This window comes from Rhizobacter sp. Root404 (genome assembly GCF_001425865.1).
Taxonomy (GTDB): domain Bacteria; phylum Pseudomonadota; class Gammaproteobacteria; order Burkholderiales; family Burkholderiaceae_C; genus LMDS01.
This window is the reverse complement of record NZ_LMDS01000005.1, coordinates 992084-1008070: the sequence shown is the minus strand read 5'-3', so window position 1 is coordinate 1008070 and position 15987 is coordinate 992084. Positions and strand designations below refer to the sequence as shown.

17 protein-coding genes are annotated in these 15987 nt (G+C 67.2%); 16 read left to right on the top strand and 1 reads right to left on the bottom strand.

The window, feature by feature from the left end:
- The first annotated feature begins 92 nt into the window (after window positions 1–92).
- The 16 genes from rpsB (at window position 93) to ASC76_RS18730 (ending at window position 15119) form a co-directional block, all read left to right on the top strand.
- Window positions 93–839 (top strand): 30S ribosomal protein S2, encoded by a 747-nt coding sequence (gene rpsB / locus ASC76_RS18805; protein WP_056469903.1) that lies wholly within the window; start codon window positions 93–95, stop codon window positions 837–839.
- Between the two features lie 95 nt (window positions 840–934).
- Window positions 935–1852, top strand: coding sequence for a translation elongation factor Ts (gene tsf / locus ASC76_RS18800; RefSeq protein WP_056469901.1), 918 nt, complete (start codon window positions 935–937; stop codon window positions 1850–1852).
- A gap of 123 nt (window positions 1853–1975) precedes the next feature.
- A complete protein-coding gene (gene pyrH, locus ASC76_RS18795) occupies window positions 1976–2686 on the top strand; it encodes a UMP kinase (RefSeq protein WP_056469898.1) in 711 nt (236 codons plus the stop codon).
- A gap of 36 nt (window positions 2687–2722) precedes the next feature.
- Window positions 2723–3283, top strand: coding sequence for a ribosome recycling factor (gene frr / locus ASC76_RS18790; RefSeq protein WP_056469895.1), 561 nt, complete (start codon window positions 2723–2725; stop codon window positions 3281–3283).
- 5 nt (window positions 3284–3288) lie between these two features.
- On the top strand, window positions 3289–4038 hold the full coding sequence (gene uppS, locus ASC76_RS18785) for a polyprenyl diphosphate synthase (protein WP_056469893.1): 750 nt from the start codon (window positions 3289–3291) through the stop codon (window positions 4036–4038).
- A gap of 1 nt (window position 4039) precedes the next feature.
- On the top strand, window positions 4040–4873 hold the full coding sequence (locus ASC76_RS18780; protein WP_056469888.1) for a phosphatidate cytidylyltransferase: 834 nt from the start codon (window positions 4040–4042) through the stop codon (window positions 4871–4873).
- Window positions 4870–6063, top strand: a complete 1194-nt coding sequence (gene ispC, locus ASC76_RS18775) for a 1-deoxy-D-xylulose-5-phosphate reductoisomerase (protein WP_056469885.1) — start codon at window positions 4870–4872, stop codon at window positions 6061–6063. Before ASC76_RS18780 ends, ispC begins: the two co-directional genes overlap by 4 nt.
- A complete protein-coding gene (rseP, locus tag ASC76_RS18770; protein ID WP_056469876.1) occupies window positions 6060–7427 on the top strand; it encodes an RIP metalloprotease RseP in 1368 nt (455 codons plus the stop codon). The genes ispC and rseP overlap by 4 nt, the downstream gene beginning before the upstream one ends.
- 8 nt (window positions 7428–7435) lie before the next feature.
- Complete coding sequence (gene bamA, locus ASC76_RS18765; protein ID WP_056471121.1) at window positions 7436–9736, top strand: outer membrane protein assembly factor BamA; 2301 nt, start codon at window positions 7436–7438, stop codon at window positions 9734–9736.
- Between the two features lie 29 nt (window positions 9737–9765).
- Window positions 9766–10266: an OmpH family outer membrane protein gene (locus tag ASC76_RS18760; protein WP_157615919.1), complete on the top strand. Its 501-nt coding sequence runs from the start codon at window positions 9766–9768 to the stop codon at window positions 10264–10266.
- 6 nt (window positions 10267–10272) lie between these two features.
- The gene (gene lpxD, locus ASC76_RS18755) at window positions 10273–11331 is read left to right on the top strand and encodes a UDP-3-O-(3-hydroxymyristoyl)glucosamine N-acyltransferase (protein ID WP_056469869.1); all 1059 of its coding nucleotides are present in this window, start codon (window positions 10273–10275) and stop codon (window positions 11329–11331) included.
- 2 nt (window positions 11332–11333) lie between these two features.
- Window positions 11334–11771 (top strand): 3-hydroxyacyl-ACP dehydratase FabZ, encoded by a 438-nt coding sequence (gene fabZ, locus ASC76_RS18750; RefSeq protein ID WP_056469867.1) that lies wholly within the window; start codon window positions 11334–11336, stop codon window positions 11769–11771.
- Between the two features lie 4 nt (window positions 11772–11775).
- Window positions 11776–12564, top strand: a complete 789-nt coding sequence (lpxA, locus tag ASC76_RS18745; RefSeq protein WP_056469864.1) for an acyl-ACP--UDP-N-acetylglucosamine O-acyltransferase — start codon at window positions 11776–11778, stop codon at window positions 12562–12564.
- Between the two features lie 11 nt (window positions 12565–12575).
- On the top strand, window positions 12576–13733 hold the full coding sequence (gene lpxB / locus ASC76_RS18740; RefSeq protein WP_056471118.1) for a lipid-A-disaccharide synthase: 1158 nt from the start codon (window positions 12576–12578) through the stop codon (window positions 13731–13733).
- Window positions 13705–14334 carry a ribonuclease HII gene (rnhB, locus tag ASC76_RS18735; protein WP_056469862.1) on the top strand — a complete coding sequence of 210 codons (630 nt, stop codon included), beginning with the start codon at window positions 13705–13707 and terminating at the stop codon, window positions 14332–14334. The genes lpxB and rnhB overlap by 29 nt, the downstream gene beginning before the upstream one ends.
- Complete coding sequence (locus ASC76_RS18730) at window positions 14331–15119, top strand: RNA methyltransferase (RefSeq protein WP_056469859.1); 789 nt, start codon at window positions 14331–14333, stop codon at window positions 15117–15119. The genes rnhB and ASC76_RS18730 overlap by 4 nt, the downstream gene beginning before the upstream one ends.
- On the opposite strand, the gene ASC76_RS18725 is transcribed toward ASC76_RS18730, so the two are convergent.
- Window positions 15116–15952 (bottom strand): pyruvate, water dikinase regulatory protein, encoded by an 837-nt coding sequence (locus ASC76_RS18725; protein ID WP_056469856.1) that lies wholly within the window; start codon window positions 15950–15952, stop codon window positions 15116–15118. The two genes, ASC76_RS18730 and ASC76_RS18725, sit on opposite strands and share 4 nt — an antisense overlap.
- Between the last annotated feature and the right edge of the window lie 35 nt (window positions 15953–15987).

Genomic DNA, 15987 nt, shown 5'->3' with positions numbered 1-15987 from the left:
CTGATAAAAGGTGTTGCGACAGACTCGCCGCAGTGTTGCGGCAGGTTTGCAGCGATTCCAGCCGGATTCTAGAACCAACCTTTGGAGTCCTCATGACTGTCACCATGCGTGAAATGCTGGAAGCCGGTGTCCACTTCGGCCACCAGACCCGCTTCTGGAACCCGAAGATGGCCCCGTACATCTACGGCCATCGCAACAAGATCCACATCATCAACCTCGAGAAGACGCAGCCGCTCTTCAACGACGCGATGAAGTTCATTCGTCAGACGGCCGCCAAGCGCGGCACGATCCTGATGATCGGCACCAAGCGCCAGGCGCGCGAGGTCATCTCCGCCGAAGCCAAGCGCGCCGGCATGCCTTTCGTCGATCAGCGCTGGCTCGGCGGCATGCTGACCAACTTCAAGACCGTCAAGGGTTCGCTGAAGAAGCTGAAGGACATGAAGGCGCAGGTCGAGGCCGGCACCGAGATCCGCATCAAGAAGGAAGCGCTGATGTTCCAGCGCGAGATGGTCAAGCTCGAGAAGGACATCGGCGGCATCCAGGACATGAACGCGCTGCCGGATGCGATGTTCGTGATCGACGTCGGCTACCACAAGATCGCGATCCTCGAGGCCAAGAAGCTGGGCATTCCCATCATCGGCATCGTCGACTCGAACCACTCGCCTGAAGGCATCGACTACGTGATCCCGGGCAACGACGACTCTTCGAAGGCCGTCGCGCTGTACGCCAAGGCTGTGGCCGACGCGGTCCTCGAAGGCAAGGCCAACGCGACGAACGACGTCGTGCAAGCCGCGGCCGCCGAGGGCGACGAGTTCGTCGAAGTCAGCGAAGGCGCCTGATGCCCCGAGCCCGGCTCGCGTGTCGCGAGCGCCGGGCACCAGAGACTAGGGGCCGATGGCCCCTTTTCTCCAACTGAACACAAGGAGTTTTGAAGATGGCTGCAATCACTGCAAGCATGGTCGGCGAACTGCGCGCCAAGACCGACGCCCCGATGATGGAATGCAAGAAGGCGCTGACCGAGGCCGGCGGCGACATGGAGAAGGCCGAAGAACTGCTGCGCGTCAAGCTCGGGAGCAAGGCCGGGAAGGCGGCGTCGCGCATCACCGCCGAAGGCGTGATCGTGGCCGCGGTCGCTGGCAACGCCGGCGCGCTGGTCGAGGTCAACTGCGAGACCGACTTCACCTCCAAGAACGACATGTTCCTCGCGATGGCCAACGCCTGCGCGAAGCTGGTCGCCGAGAACAACCCGGCCGACGTGGCCGCGCTGTCGGCGCTGCCGTACTCGCAGGACGGCTACGGCCCAACGCTGGAAGACGTGCGCAAGGGCCTGATCGGCACGATCGGCGAGAACATGTCGATCCGCCGCTTCAAGCGCTACGAGGGCAGCAAGCTCGCGAGCTACCTGCACGGCACGCGCATCGGCGTGATGGTCGAGTTCGAGGGCGACGAAATCGCCGCGAAGGACGTGGCGATGCACGTGGCGGCGATGAAGCCGGTCGCGCTGCAATCGAGCGACGTGCCCGCCAAGCTGATCGAGACCGAGCGTTCGGTCGCGACCGCCAAGGCCGCCGAGGACGCCGAGAAGGCGAAGGCCGAGGGCAAGACGCCGCAGTCGGCCGAAATCGTCACCAAGCGCATCGAAGGCTCGGTCGCCAAGTTCCTGAAGGAAGTGAGCCTGTTCAACCAGGCCTTCGTCAAGAACGACAAGCAGACCGTCGAGCAGATGCTCAAGGAGAAGGCCACGACCGTGAAGGGCTTTACTCTGTACGTCGTCGGCGAAGGCATCGAGAAGAAGGTCGACGACTTCGCGGCCGAAGTCGCGGCCCAGGTGGCGGCCGCCAAGGGCGGCTGATTCGCGAGTGCGCTTGCGGGCGCCCTGGCGGACTCTCCGGGGCGCTGATTTCGAGGTTTTAAGACTTAGACTTCGCGCCAAACCTGCGCCACGAGCGCAACCACAATATCCGGAGTCCGAACCATGGCCGCGTACAAGCGCATCCTGCTGAAACTGTCCGGCGAGGCCCTGATGGGCGACGATGCCTACGGCATCAACCGGGCCACCATCGTGCGCATGGTGCGCGAGGTGCAGGAAGTGACTCAGCTGGGGGTCGAGGTGGCAGTCGTCATCGGCGGCGGCAACATCTTCCGCGGCGTGGCCGGCGGCTCGGTGGGCATGGACCGCGCGACCGCCGACTACATGGGCATGCTTGCCACCGTGATGAACGCGCTGGCGCTGGCCGACACGATGCGCCAGGAGGGCATGACGGCGCGCGTGATGTCGGCGATCGGCATCGAGCAGGTCGTCGAGCCCTATGTGCGGCCGAAGGCGCTGCAGTACCTCGAAGAGGGCAAGGTCGTGGTCTTCGCGGCCGGCACCGGCAACCCGTTCTTCACGACCGACACCGCTGCCGCGCTGCGCGGCGCCGAGATCGGCGCGCAGATCGTGCTGAAGGCGACCAAGGTCGACGGCGTCTACACCGCCGACCCGAAGAAGGACCCGACCGCCACCCGCTATTCCGAACTGACGTTCGACGAGGCCATCACGAAGAACCTGCAGGTGCTCGACGCCACGGCGTTCGCGCTGTGCCGCGACCAGAAGCTGCCGATCCGCGTGTTCAGCATCTTCAAGCCGGGCGCCCTGAAGCGCGTGGTGATGGGTGAGGACGAAGGCACGCTGGTTCGCGTCTGAGCCGGCGAGTGTTTGACTGTTGAAGAGAGCGTTGTCATGAGCATTGCCGACATCAAGAAGACCGCCGAGGCGAAGATGGCCAAGTCCATCGAAGCGCTGAAGGGCGAGTTGCACAAGATCCGCACCGGCCGCGCCCACCCCGGCATCCTCGACCAGGTGCAGGTCGACTACTACGGCTCGATGGTGCCGATCAGCCAGGTCGCCAACGTGAGCCTGCTCGACGCCCGCACGATCAGCGTGCAGCCCTGGGAAAAGGGCATGGGCGCGAAGATCGAGAAGGCGATTCGCGAGTCCGACCTGGGCCTGAACCCGGCGACGCAAGGCGACCTGCTGCGCGTGCCGATGCCCGCGCTCACCGAAGAGCGCCGCCGCGAGCTGACCAAGGTCGTGCGCAACGAAGGCGAGGACGCGAAGATCGCCGTGCGCAACCTGCGTCGCGACGCGAACGAGCACGCCAAGAAGCTGCTGAAGGACAAGGAAATCGGCGAGGACGACGAGCGCCGCTCGCTCGACGACCTGCAGAAGCTCACCGACCGCACCATCGCCGAAATCGACCGGCTGGTTTCTGGCAAGGAAGCCGAGATCATGGCGGTCTGATTTCCATGAGCGCCTTGCCTGCGGCAATCGACTCGCGCGGCGCCATACCGCGTCATGTCGCCATCGTGATGGATGGCAACGGCCGATGGGCCAAGAAGCGGTTCATGCCGCGGTTCTTCGGCCACAAGGCCGGCGTCGATGCGCTGGTGCGCACGGTGCTGAGCTGCGCCGACCGCGGCGTGGAGTACGTGACCGTGTTCGCGTTCTCGTCCGAGAACTGGAAGCGCCCGACCGAGGAAGTGTCCGGCCTGATGGGCCTGGTGCTGGTGGCCGTGGCCAAGTACCTGGGCAAGCTTGCCGACAAGGGCGTCAAGATCAAGATCATCGGCGATCGCGGGCAGGTGTCCGACAAGCTGCGCCAAGCCTGGGAACAGGCCGAATCGAGCACCGCGCACAACACGCGCATCACGCTGTCCGTCGCCTTCAACTACGGCGGCCGCTGGGACATCGTCCAGGCCTGCCGCCACGCGATCGCCGACGGCGTGCCGCCCGAGCAACTCGACGAAGCCGCGCTGAACAAGTACATGGCGCTCAGCCACGCCCCCGATCCCGACCTGTTCATCCGCACGGGCGGCGAGGTGCGCATCAGCAACTTCCTGCTCTGGCAGGCCGCGTACTCCGAGCTGTTCTTCAGCGACTGCCTGTGGCCCGAGTTCGGTGATGCCGAGCTCGATGCGGCACTGGCCGAATACGCCCGACGCGACCGGCGCTTCGGCGGCGTGGACACCGCCCGCAGCGTCGCGGTCCAGACCTGACATGCTGAAGCAGCGGGTCATCACCGCGCTGGTGCTCGTCGCCATCCTGTTGCCGGCGTTGTTCGCGCCGATGGCGTGGCCGTTCGCAGTGCTGTCGCTGGTGCTGATCGCTGCGGCCGGTTGGGAATGGGGCCGGTTGAACGGCGCCGGCGGTGCCTCGATCGCGATGGGCGTGCTGCTCGCGGCCCTGTGCGCCGCGGCACTTTGGGCCGGCTGGGGCGCGGCGCCGCCGCAGATGGTGTGGTGGGTTGGCATGCTCGTCTGGGTGCTGGGCGGCACGTTCGTGCTGCGTGGCGGCGTTGCCGGCTGGCCGCGCGTGCCGATGCCGCTGCGCTGCGCGATCGGCCTCGCGTTGCTCTGGACCGCGTGGCTGGCACTCGCCGCTGCCAAGACGGTGGGCGTCAACTTCATCCTGTCGGTGTTCTGCCTCGTCTGGGCCGCCGACATCGCCGCGTACTTCGGCGGCAAGGCCTTCGGCAAGCGCAAGCTCGCGCCGGGCATCAGTCCCGGCAAGAGCTGGGCCGGGGTCTGGAGCGGCATGCTCGGCGCGCTGGTGCTCGCGGCGTTCTGGCTGTGGCTGGACGGCGCGTTCACGATGGATTCCGCCAGCCTGTACACCCGCCTGTTCGGCCGTTTCGGCGTGATCGGCGTGGTGGGCGTCGTCGTGTTCCTGGCGGCGATGAGCGTGGTCGGTGACCTATTCGAGTCTTTGGTCAAGCGCGCAGCCGGCGCCAAGGACAGCAGCAACCTGCTGCCCGGCCACGGCGGCGTGCTCGACCGCGTCGATGCGCTGCTGCCGGTGTTCCCGATCGCGATGGCGCTGGTCAGCGTATGACGGCTGCACTGCAACGCGTGTGCGTGCTCGGCGCGACCGGGTCGGTCGGCATGAACACGCTCGACGTGATCTCGCGCCACCCGGGTCGCTTCGAGGTGTTTGCGCTGACGGCGCACAGCCGGGTCGACGAACTCTTCGCGCAGTGCGTGAAGTGGCGTCCGCGCTTCGCCGTGCTGCCGGACGAAGCGACCGCGGCTGAACTGCGCACGCGCTTGAAGAAGGAGGGGGTCCGCACCGAGGTGCTCTCCGGTGCGCAGGCGCTGTGCGACATGGCGTCGCACCCCGAGGTCGATTCGGTGATGGCCGCGATCGTCGGCGCCGCCGGTCTCGCACCGTGCCTGGCGGCGGCCCGTGCCGGCAAGCGGCTGCTGCTGGCCAACAAGGAGGCGCTGGTCGTCGGCGGCGCGCTGTTCATGCGCGCGGTACACGAAGGTGGCGCCAGCCTGTTGCCGATCGACAGCGAGCATTCCGCGATCTTCCAATGTCTGCCGGAAGACCGCACGGGCTGGCCGAGCCGCATCGACCACATCCTGCTCACGTCCTCGGGTGGTCCGTTCCGCCGCCGCGATCCGGCGACAATGGCCAGCATCACGCCGGACGAGGCCTGCGCGCATCCCAACTTCGCGATGGGCCGCAAGATCTCGGTCGATTCGGCGACCATGATGAACAAGGCGCTGGAGGTGATCGAGGCGCGCTGGCTGTTCGAGCTGTTGCCCGAGCAGATCAAGGTCGTGATTCACCCCCAGCAGATCGTGCACTCGATGGTCGTGTGCCGCGACAACTCGGTGCTGGCACAACTCGGCACGCCCGACATGCGCGTGCCGATCGCGTACGGCCTGTCGTTTCCCGAGCGGATCGAATCGGGTGCGAGCCAGCTCGACTTCGCGACGCTGTCGGCGCTGACCTTCGAGGCGCCGGACTTCCAGCGCTACCCGGGCCTGGCGCTCGCGTGGGAGACGCTGCGCAGCCCCGAAGGGAGCACCACGGTGCTGAACGCGGCCAACGAGACGGCGGTGGCGGCCTTCCTCGCCGGAACCATCCGCTTCGACCAGATTCACAGCGTCATCGCGCAGGCGCTCGATGCGATCGACCTGCGCGCCTCCGGCAGCGATTCGCTCGACGCGTTGCTCGAGATCGACCATCGCGCGCGCCGCCAGGCGGCGCAGTTCGTGAAAGGCCTCGCGCCATGATCTACGTCTTCGGTTTCATCCTCACGCTCGGCATCCTGATCGTGATCCACGAGTACGGGCACTACCGGGTGGCGGTGGCGTGCGGCGTCAAGGTGCTGCGTTTCTCGGTCGGGTTCGGTCGCGTGCTGTGGCGGCGCCAGGCCACGCCGCAAAGCACCGAGTTCGTGCTGTGCGCGCTGCCGCTCGGCGGCTACGTGAAGATGCTCGACGAGCGCGAGGCGCCGGTCGCGCCCGACCAGCTCGATGGTGCGTTCAATCGCAAGCCGCTCTGGCAGCGGACCGCGATCGTCGCGGCCGGCCCCATCGCGAATCTGCTGTTGGCGGTGTTCCTGTTCACCGCGTCCTACTGGATCGGCACCGACGAACCGAAGGCCGTGATGGGTGCACCGGTCGCCGGCAGCCTGGCCGATCGCGCCGGTCTGCGCGCCGGCGACTGGGCGCGCGCGACGTCGCGCGACGGCGTCGAATGGCACGACGTGCGCTCGATGATCGACCTGCGTTGGGCGGTGACGCAGGCCGCGCTGCGCGCCGAGCCGCTGCAGCTGATGGTGACCGACCGCGCCGGGCACGGCCGCCGCACGGTGGCGCTGCCGCTGGATTCGATCAATACCCAGGATGTCGATGCCAAGACGATGCAGCGCATCGGCCTCGGGTCAGCGTTCAGCGAGCCGGTGCTGGGCAAGGTGGTTGCGGGCGGCCCGGCCGACAAGGCGGGCTTGATGGCCGGCGACCGCGTGCTCAGCATCGACGATGCGCCGGTGATCGATGGCGGCTCGCTGCGCTCGACCATCATGGCCAGTGGCCGCGACGGGACGGCACGGCCGATGCACTGGAAGGTCGACCGCGCCGGCCGCACCGTCGAACTGACGGTCACGCCGAACGTCGTGGCCGACAACGGCAAGACGGTCGGCCGGATCGAGCTCGTGCCGGGCCAGCCGTTTGAGACCGTCACGGTGCGCTACGGCGTGTTCGAGGGCATCGCCCAGGGCGCGTCGCAGACTTGGCAGATGTCGGTGATGACCGTGAAGATGCTGGGCAAGATGGTGATCGGCCAGGCCTCGCTGAAGAACCTCAGCGGGCCGCTGACGATCGCCGATTACGCAGGCCAGTCGGTGCGCCTGGGCCTGCCGTACTACCTCGGCTTCCTCGCCGTCGTCAGCGTGGGGCTCGGCGTGCTGAACCTGCTGCCGCTGCCGGTCCTCGATGGAGGACACCTGATGTATTATCTTTTCGAGGGTGTGACGGGCAAGCCGGTCTCCGAGTTGTGGCTTGACCGGCTGCAGCGTGGAGGGGTGGCCATCATGCTCATGATGATGTCCCTGGCTCTCTACAACGACGTGGCCCGCCTCCTGGGCCTGCAATGACCGACCGCATGCGCTCCTCCTCCCGCTCGACCCCGTTTCGCCCGTCCCTCATCTGTCTCGCGCTGGCCGCTGCCCTGCAGGCCGGTTCGGCATGGGCGGTCGAACCGTTCCCGGTGAAGGACATCCGTGTCGAGGGCTTGCAGCGCAGCGATGCGGGCACGGTGTTCGCGTCGCTGCCATTCCGCATCGGCGAGACCTACAGCGACGAGAAGGGCGCTGCCGCACTGCGCGCGCTGTTCGCGACCGGTCTTTACAAGGATGTGCGGATCGATATCGACGGCAATGTCGTCGTCGTGATCGTCGAAGAGCGTCCGGTCATCGCCAACATCGACTTCGTCGGCCTGAAGGAATTCGACAAGGACCAGCTTGTCAAGTCGCTGCGCGACTTCGGCATCAGCGACGGCCAGCCGTTCGACCGCGCGCTGGCCGACCGCGCCGAGCAAGAGCTCAAGCGGCAGTACCTCACCCGCAGCCTGTACGGCGCGGAGGTCGTCACCACCGTGACACCGCAGGAGCGCAACCGCGTCAACCTGAGCTTCACGATCACCGAAGGCTCGGCCGCGAAGATCAGCGAGATCCGGATCAACGGCAACAAGGCCTTCTCCGAGAGCACGCTGACCGGCCTGTTCGACCTGAACGCCGGCAGCTGGCTGAATTTCTACACCAAGGCCGACCGTTACTCCCGCGCCAAGCTCGATGCCGACCTTGAAACCCTGCGGGCCTACTACCTGAACCGGGGCTACCTCGAGTTCAACGTCGAGTCGACCCAGGTCGCGATCTCGCCCGACAAGCAGGACATCACGGTCACGATCAACGTCAAGGAAGGCCAGCCCTACACCGTCAGCAGCGTCAAGCTCGAGGGCGACTACCTCGGCAAGGAAGACGACTTCAAGACGCTGGTGCAGATCAAGCCGGGCGAACCGTACCGCGCCGAGACCGTCACGCAGACCACCCGCGCGATGAGCGACCGCTTCGGCACCTTCGGCTACGCGTTCGCCAAGGTCGAGGCGCGCCCCGAGATCGACCGGGTCAACGGCACCGTGGCGCTCGCGATCACCGCCGATCCGGCGCGCCGCGTCTACGTGCGGCGCATCAACGTCGCCGGCAACACCAAGACGCGTGACGAAGTCGTGCGCCGCGAGTTCCGCCAGTTCGAGTCGAGCTGGTACGACGGCCGCAAGATCAAGCTCTCGCGCGACCGCGTCGACCGCCTCGGCTACTTCAGCGAGGTCAACATCGACACCAACGAGGTGCCCGGCTCCGCCGACCAGGTCGACCTGGTGATCACGATCAAGGAGAAGGCGACCGGCAACCTGCAGATCGGCGCCGGTTTCTCGTCGGCCGACAAGCTCTCGCTGTCGGGCTCGATCAAGCAGGAGAACGTGTTCGGCTCGGGCAACTACCTCGGCCTCGAACTGAACACCAGCAAGTACAGCCGCACGCTGGTGGTCAGCACGATCGACCCGTACTTCACGGTTGACGGCATCTCGCGCTACATCGATGTCTTCTACCGCACCCAGCGCCCGATCAACAGCCAGGGCGAGGAATACAAACTGGTGACGCCGGGTGCGTCGATCCGCTTCGGCGTGCCGTTCAGCGAATACGACACCGTGTTCTTCGGCATCGGCTTCGAGCGCACCGAGATCAAGGGCACGAACCTGCCGGTCAACTACCGCAACTACGTGACCGAATTCGGTCCGACCAGCAACTCGGTTCCGCTGACCATCGGCTGGTCGCGCGACAGCCGCGACAGCGCACTGGTGCCGACCGCCGGCCGCCTGACCAGCCTGAACTTCGACTGGGGCATCACCGGCGAGGCCAAGTACCTGCGCACGAACGCGAAGTTCCAGCAGTACATCCCGCTGTCGAAGCGATTCACGTTCGGCTTCAACGCCGACCTGTCCTGGGGCAAGGGCCTGGGTGGCCACCCGTACCCGATCTTCAAGAACTTCTACGGCGGCGGCCTGGGCAGCGTGCGCGGCTTCGATCAGAACTCGCTCGGCCCGGTCGACGTGACCGGCGCGTACATCGGCGGCAACCGCCGCTTCAACATGAATGCCGAGCTGTACCTGCCGATCCCCGGCACCGGCAACGACCGCACGCTGCGCTGGTTCACCTACTTCGACGCCGGCAATGTCTGGGGCGAGAACGATAAGGTCACGGCCGACAGCATTCGCGCCTCGGCCGGCCTCGGGCTGACCTGGGTGTCGCCCGTGGGCCCGCTGAAGATCAGCTACGGCACGCCGATCCGCAAGAAGCCAGAAGATAGAATCCAGCGACTCCAATTCCAGATCGGGACAGCGTTCTAATGAAAAGCTCTTCTCTCAAGGTCGGTGCCATGAAGCTCGTTGCGGTTGCAGCGTTGTCGCTGGCGGTCATCGGCAGCGCACAAGCGCAGGAAGTGAAGATCGGCTTCGTCAACAGCGATCGCGTGTTGCGCGAGGCCACGCTGGCCAAGGCCGCGCAGAGCCGCCTCGAGAACGAATTCTCGAAGCGGCAGAAGGAAGGCGAGGACGCGGCCAATCGCTTGAAGACGGCCGCCGACAAGCTCGACAAGGACGCGCCCACGCTCAGCGAAGCCGAGCGCAATCGCCGCCAGCGCGAACTGGTCGATCAGGACCGCGAGCTGCAGCGCAAGCGCCGCGAATTCCAGGAAGACCTGAACCAGCGCCGCAACGAAGAACTGGCCTCGGTCGTCGAGCGTGCGAACAAGGTCGTCAAGACGATCTACGAGACCGAGAAGTACGACCTGATCCTGCAGGGCGAACAGGTGATCTTCGCCGGCCCGCGCGTCGACATCACCGACAAGGTGATCAAGGCCCTCAACGCGCAGAAGTGACCCGGTGTGGTCGATGTCGGGCTGCCTGACCTCGTCGCCGCCCTCGGCGGCGAGCTGACCGGCGACGCAGGGGCGGTCCGCATCACGCGGATCGGCCCGTTCGACGGCGCGACGCCGGACACCATCACCTTCCTGTCGAATCCGCGGCTCGCGCCGCAACTGGTCGACTGCCGCGCCGGCTGCGTCATCGTCGGCCCGGCGCAGCGCGACGCTGCGGCCTTGCGTGGCGCGGCAATCGTCACGCCCGATCCTTACCTGTACTTCGCGAAGCTCACCCAATGGTGGGCGAAGCGCACGCGCGTGCCGGCGGCCGCGGGCGTGCACCCGAGCGCCCTCGTCGACCCGAGCGCGCAGATCGCGCCCAGCGCCACCATCGGCGCGCTGACCGTGGTCGAGGCGGGCGCGATCGTCGGCGAGCGCACGGTGATCGGCGCGCACGGTTTCATCGGGCGCGACACGCGGATCGGGGACGACTGCCGCTTCGCCGCGCGCGTGACCGTCAACGAACGCTGCAGGATCGGCGCGCGTGGCGTGCTGCACAGCGGCGTGGTGATCGGCGCGGACGGTTTCGGCTTCGCGCCGACCGAGGGGCGGTGGGAGAAGATCGAGCAGCTCGGCGCGGTGCAGATCGGCGACGACGTCGACATCGGCGCCAACACCTGCGTCGACCGCGGCGCGCTCGGCGACACGGTGATCGGCAACGGCGTCAAGCTCGACAACCTGATCCAGATCGGCCACAACGTGCGCATCGGCGACCATTCCGCGCTGGCCGGCTGCGTCGGCGTGGCGGGCAGCGCGGTGATCGGCAAGCACGTGATGATGGGCGGCGCCGCGATGATCGCGGGCCACCTCGAGATCGCCGACCACGTGTTCATCTCCGGCGGCACGCTCGTCAGTCACTCGATCAAGAAGGCGGGTCACTACACCGGCGTGTTTCCCATCGACGACAATGCGGCCTGGGAGAAGAACGCCGCGACCCTGCGCAACCTGCACCGCCTGCGCGAGCGGGTGCGGCTCCTCGAAAGAGCGGCTGCCGAGAAGAACGAGACGACGGGCACACCATGACCATGGACATCCACGAAATCCTGAAGCGGTTGCCGCACCGCTACCCCTTTCTGCTGGTCGACCGCGTGCTCGAGCTCGACAAGGGCAAGCGCATCCTCGCCGTCAAGAACGTGACGATGAACGAGCCGTTCTTCACCGGCCACTTCCCGAACCGGCCCGTGATGCCGGGCGTGATGATGCTGGAGGCGCTCGCGCAGGCGGCGGCGATCCTGGCGTTCGACGACGTCGGCGTGATGCCCGACGACAAGACCGTCTTCTATTTCGTCGGCATCGACAACGCGCGCTTCAAGCGCCCGGTCGAGCCCGGCGACCAGCTGATGCTGCATGCGTCGCTTGAGCGCAGCCGTGCCGGCATCGTCAAGTTCAGCGCATTCGCGAAGGTCGGCGATACCGTGGCCGTGTCGGCCGACCTGATGTGCACGATGCGCCGGATCGACTGAACCGATGACGACGATCCATCCCACCGCGATCGTCGAGCCCGGCGCGCAGCTGGATGACGGCGTCAGCGTCGGTGCCTTCAGCATCGTGCGCGCGCAGGTGCGCATCGGCGCGGGCACGACGATCGGCCCGCACTGCGTGATCGAGGGCCGCACGACGATCGGGCGGGACAACCGCATCTTCCAGTTCAACTCGATCGGCGCGGTGCCGCAGGACAAGAAGTACGCGGGCGAAGACACCGAGCTCGTGATCGGCGACCGCAACCTGATCCGCGAGTTCTGCACCTTCAACCTCGGGGTGCCGCAGGCCGGCGGCATCACGCGCGTCGGCAGCGACAACTGGATCATGGCCTACACGCACATCGCGCACGATTGCGAGGTCGGCAACCACACCACGCTGGCCAACAACACGACGCTCGGCGGACACGTGCAGCTCGGCGACTGGGTCACCATCGGCGGACTGACCGGCATCCACCAGTTCGTCAAGATCGGTGCGCATGCGATGGCCGGCTTTGCCAGCGCCGTGACGCAGGACGTGCCGCCCTACATGATGGTCGACGGCAACCCGCTGGCGGTGCGCGGCTTCAACGTCGAGGGGCTGCGCCGGCGTGGCTTCGGTCCCGAGCGCCTTGCGGCTGTCAAGCAGATGCACCGCCTGTTGTACCGCGACGGCCTGAACTTCGAGGTGGCGCGCCAGGCGATCACCGCCCTGGCCGCCGAGCGGCCCGAGGCCGCCGCCGACATCGCGGTGATGAGCGAGTTCCTCGCCCAAGTCACCCGCGGCATCGCGCGCTAGGCATGTCGTCGATGGAACCTCAGGCCCCTCGCTTCGCGATGGTGGCGGGCGAAGCGTCGGGCGATCTGCTCGGCGGGCTGCTGCTGGCCGGTCTGAGGGCGCGCTGGCCGGCGCTTCAGGCGGGCGGCATCGGCGGCCCGAAGATGGTGGCGCAGGGCTTCGAGGCCTGGTGGCCGCACGACAAGCTCTCCGTCAGCGGCTATGTCGAGGTGCTGAGCCACTACCGCGAAATCTCGGGCATTCGCAACCAGCTGACCGAGCGGCTGCTGAAGGCCGGGCCGGCCGAACGTGCCGACGTTTTCGTCGGCATCGACGCGCCCGACTTCAACCTCGATCTCGAGGCCAGGCTGAAGGCCGGCGGCATGAAGGCGATCCACTTCGTCAGCCCGTCGATCTGGGCCTGGCGCGGCAAGCGCATCGACAAGATCCGCAAGGCGACCGACCTGGTGCTGTGCCTGTTCCCTTTCGAACCGGCGATCTACGCGAAGCAAGGGGTTCCTGCGGCTTATGTCGGGCATCCGCTGGCCGACGTGATCCCGTTCGAGGTGCCGCGCGCGTCGGCGCGCGCCGCGCTCGGCATCGGCGCGGACGAGGTCGTCGTCGCGCTGCTGCCCGGCAGCCGCCGTGCCGAGGTCCAGTACATCGCGCCGCGCCTGTTGCAGGCCGCCGCCGAGATGCACCGGCAGCGTCCGGGCCTGCGCTTCGTGCTGCCTGTCGTGCCGGGCCTGCGCCATGTGGTGGAGCCGCTGCGCCGCCAGTTCGCCGCCGACGTGAAGATCGATCTGCTGGATGGCCACTCGCACGACGCGCTCGCCGCCTGCGACGTGACGCTGATCGCCAGCGGCACCGCGACGCTCGAGGCCGCGCTGTTCAAGCGGCCGATGGTGATCACCTACGTGATGCACGCGCTGAACTGGCAGATGATGAAGCGCATGAGCTACCAGCCGTGGGTCGGCCTGCCCAACATCCTGCTGCAGGACTTCGCGGTGCCCGAGTTCCTGCAGGGCGACGCCACGCCCGAGCGCCTCGCGCACGCGACCCTGTCCTGGCTCGACGATCCCGCGCGCTGCGCGGCGCTGAAGGCCCGCTTCGAGGCGCTGCACCGCGAGCTGCGCTGCAACACCGGCCAGAAAGCCACCGATGCGATCGAAACGGTTCTTGCGGGCTGAGCAGCTCGGCCTCGTGTTCGACGCGCCCGGCCTGATGGCGGGCGTCGACGAGGCCGGCCGCGGCCCGCTGGCCGGGCCGGTGGTCGCGGCCGCGGTGATTCTCGATGAGCTCAAGCCGATCCGCGGCCTGAACGATTCCAAGTTGCTGAGCGCGCCGACACGCGAGCGGCTGTACATGGAGATCCACGCCAAGGCGCTGTGCTTCTGCATCGCGCAGGCCAGCGTCGAGGAGATCGACGAACTCAACATCCTGCAGGCGACGATGCTGGCGATGCGGCGCGCGGTGGAGGGCCTGCGGCTGCGTCCGAACAAGGTGCTGGTCGACGGCAACCGGTTGCCGACGCTGCGCATCTCGGCCGAGGCGATCATCGGTGGCGACGCGAAGGTGAAGGCGATCTCGGCCGCGTCGATCCTCGCGAAGGTGCACCGCGATCGCCTGTGCCAGGAACTGCATCTGCAGCACCCGCAGTACGGTTTCGGCGAGCACAAGGGATACGCGACGCCCGCGCACCTGGCCGCACTGAAGGAGCATGGCGCCTGCCCGCAGCACCGCCGCAGCTTCGCACCGGTGCGCGAAGCGGTGCGCGTGGTCCTCGGATGAGCGGCGCGGTCGTCCGCGCGATCGCCTCGCGCGACAACCCGCTGCTGGTGCGGCTGCGCAAGCTCGCGGCCGACCCGGCGGCGTACCGTAAGCTCGGCGAAGTCTGGATCGAGGGCGAACATCTGTGCTCGGCCCTGGTGCAGCGTGGCGGCCAGGCGGCGCAGGCGGTCATCACGGAAGAGGGCTGGCAGACGCCGGCGCTGCGCTCGCTGGCCGGCACCGCGGCGGCCATCGCGGTGATTCCGGCGGCGCTGATGACCGGGCTGAGCTCGCTCGAATCGCCGCCGCCACTGGCGTTCGCGCTGCCCTGGGCGGGTCCGCGCGAGGTCGAGCCGCACGTGTCCAGCGTCGTGCTGGATGGGCTGCAGGACGCCGGCAACGTCGGCAACATCCTTCGCAGCGCGTCGGCGTTCGGATTCACGCAGGTCATCGCGATCAAGGGCACCGCGGCGCTGTGGTCGCCCAAGGTGCTGCGTGCAGGAATGGGCGCGCACTTCGCGCTGCGGCTGGTCGAAGTGGCCGGCGACGGGGCTCTCTCGGCGCTGCGCGTGCCGCTGCTCGCGACCAGTTCGCATGCCGAACGCACCTTGAACGAGGTGGCGTTGCCCTGGCCCTGCGCGTGGGTGATGGGCCATGAAGGGCAGGGCGTGTCCGCCCCATTGATGTTGCGCTGCAGCGACGCGCTGCGCATCCCGCAGCCGGGCGGCGAGGAGTCGCTGAACGTCGCCGCCGCCGCCGCGGTGTGCCTGTATGAATCGGCGCGCCAGCGCGCCCGCGCAGGTTAGTACATCAGGCGGTCCGGCCGCAGGTCGCGCAGGATCGTCGTCGCGATCTCCTCGATCGACTTGTGGGTGGACGACAGCCACGCGATGCCCTCGCGCCGCATCATCGTCTCGGCCTCCTTGACCTCGAAGCGGCAGTTCTCGATCGCCGCGTACTTGCTGTTCGGGCGGCGTTCGTTGCGGATGTGGCTCAGCCGTTCCGGATCGATCGTCAGGCCGAAGCACTTCTTCTTGAACGGCGCCAGATTGGACGGAATCGCGCCGCGGTCGAAGTCCTCCGGGATCAGCGGGTAGTTCGCGGCCTTGATGCCGTGCTGCATCGCCAGGTACAGCGAAGTCGGCGTCTTGCCGCTGCGGCTGACGCCGACCAGGATCACGTCGGCGCTGGCGAGGTTCTTCGACGACTGACCGTCGTCGTGCGCGAGCGAGAAATTGATCGCCTCGATCCGGTCGGTGTATTCCTGGCTCTTCGAGACATCGGCGAAGCGGCCGACGCGGTGGTTGGAGGTCATGCCGAACTCGGCCTCCAGCGGCTCGATGAAGGTGTTGAACATGTCGAGCACCAGGCCCTTCTGTTCGGCGCCGACATGGCTGCCCTTCAGGATCGCGAGGATTTCGGGATTGACCAGCGTGATGAAGACGATCGGCTTGCGGCCTTCGGCATCGGCGGTGTGGTTGATCTCGCGCAGCACCTGGTGCGCCTTGTCCGGCGTGTCGATGAACGGGCGGCGCACATGGCGCGATTTGATCGCGAACTGCGACATGATCGAATTGCCGAACGTCTCGGCAGTGATGCCGGTGCCGTCCGAGACGAAAAACACGGTGCGATGGGCCATGGTGCGCAGGCTGCGAGGCGGGGTTGCGAATGCAC

Excerpts from the sequence above, each read along its gene's own strand:
- rpsB (WP_056469903.1), top strand. The coding sequence starts at position 93 with ATGACTGTCACCATGCGTGAAATGCTGGAAGCCGGTGTCCACTTCGGC.
- tsf (WP_056469901.1), top strand. The coding sequence starts at position 935 with ATGGCTGCAATCACTGCAAGCATGGTCGGCGAACTGCGCGCCAAGACC.
- pyrH (WP_056469898.1), top strand. The coding sequence starts at position 1,976 with ATGGCCGCGTACAAGCGCATCCTGCTGAAACTGTCCGGCGAGGCCCTG.
- frr (WP_056469895.1), top strand. The coding sequence starts at position 2,723 with ATGAGCATTGCCGACATCAAGAAGACCGCCGAGGCGAAGATGGCCAAG.
- uppS (WP_056469893.1), top strand. The coding sequence starts at position 3,289 with ATGAGCGCCTTGCCTGCGGCAATCGACTCGCGCGGCGCCATACCGCGT.
- ASC76_RS18780 (WP_056469888.1), top strand. The coding sequence starts at position 4,040 with ATGCTGAAGCAGCGGGTCATCACCGCGCTGGTGCTCGTCGCCATCCTG.
- ispC (WP_056469885.1), top strand. The coding sequence starts at position 4,870 with ATGACGGCTGCACTGCAACGCGTGTGCGTGCTCGGCGCGACCGGGTCG.
- rseP (WP_056469876.1), top strand. The coding sequence starts at position 6,060 with ATGATCTACGTCTTCGGTTTCATCCTCACGCTCGGCATCCTGATCGTG.
- bamA (WP_056471121.1), top strand. The coding sequence starts at position 7,436 with ATGCGCTCCTCCTCCCGCTCGACCCCGTTTCGCCCGTCCCTCATCTGT.
- ASC76_RS18760 (WP_157615919.1), top strand. The coding sequence starts at position 9,766 with ATGAAGCTCGTTGCGGTTGCAGCGTTGTCGCTGGCGGTCATCGGCAGC.
- fabZ (WP_056469867.1), top strand. The coding sequence starts at position 11,334 with ATGGACATCCACGAAATCCTGAAGCGGTTGCCGCACCGCTACCCCTTT.
- lpxA (WP_056469864.1), top strand. The coding sequence starts at position 11,776 with ATGACGACGATCCATCCCACCGCGATCGTCGAGCCCGGCGCGCAGCTG.
- lpxB (WP_056471118.1), top strand. The coding sequence starts at position 12,576 with ATGGAACCTCAGGCCCCTCGCTTCGCGATGGTGGCGGGCGAAGCGTCG.
- rnhB (WP_056469862.1), top strand. The coding sequence starts at position 13,705 with ATGCGATCGAAACGGTTCTTGCGGGCTGAGCAGCTCGGCCTCGTGTTC.
- ASC76_RS18730 (WP_056469859.1), top strand. The coding sequence starts at position 14,331 with ATGAGCGGCGCGGTCGTCCGCGCGATCGCCTCGCGCGACAACCCGCTG.
- ASC76_RS18725 (WP_056469856.1), bottom strand. The coding sequence starts at position 15,952 with ATGGCCCATCGCACCGTGTTTTTCGTCTCGGACGGCACCGGCATCACT.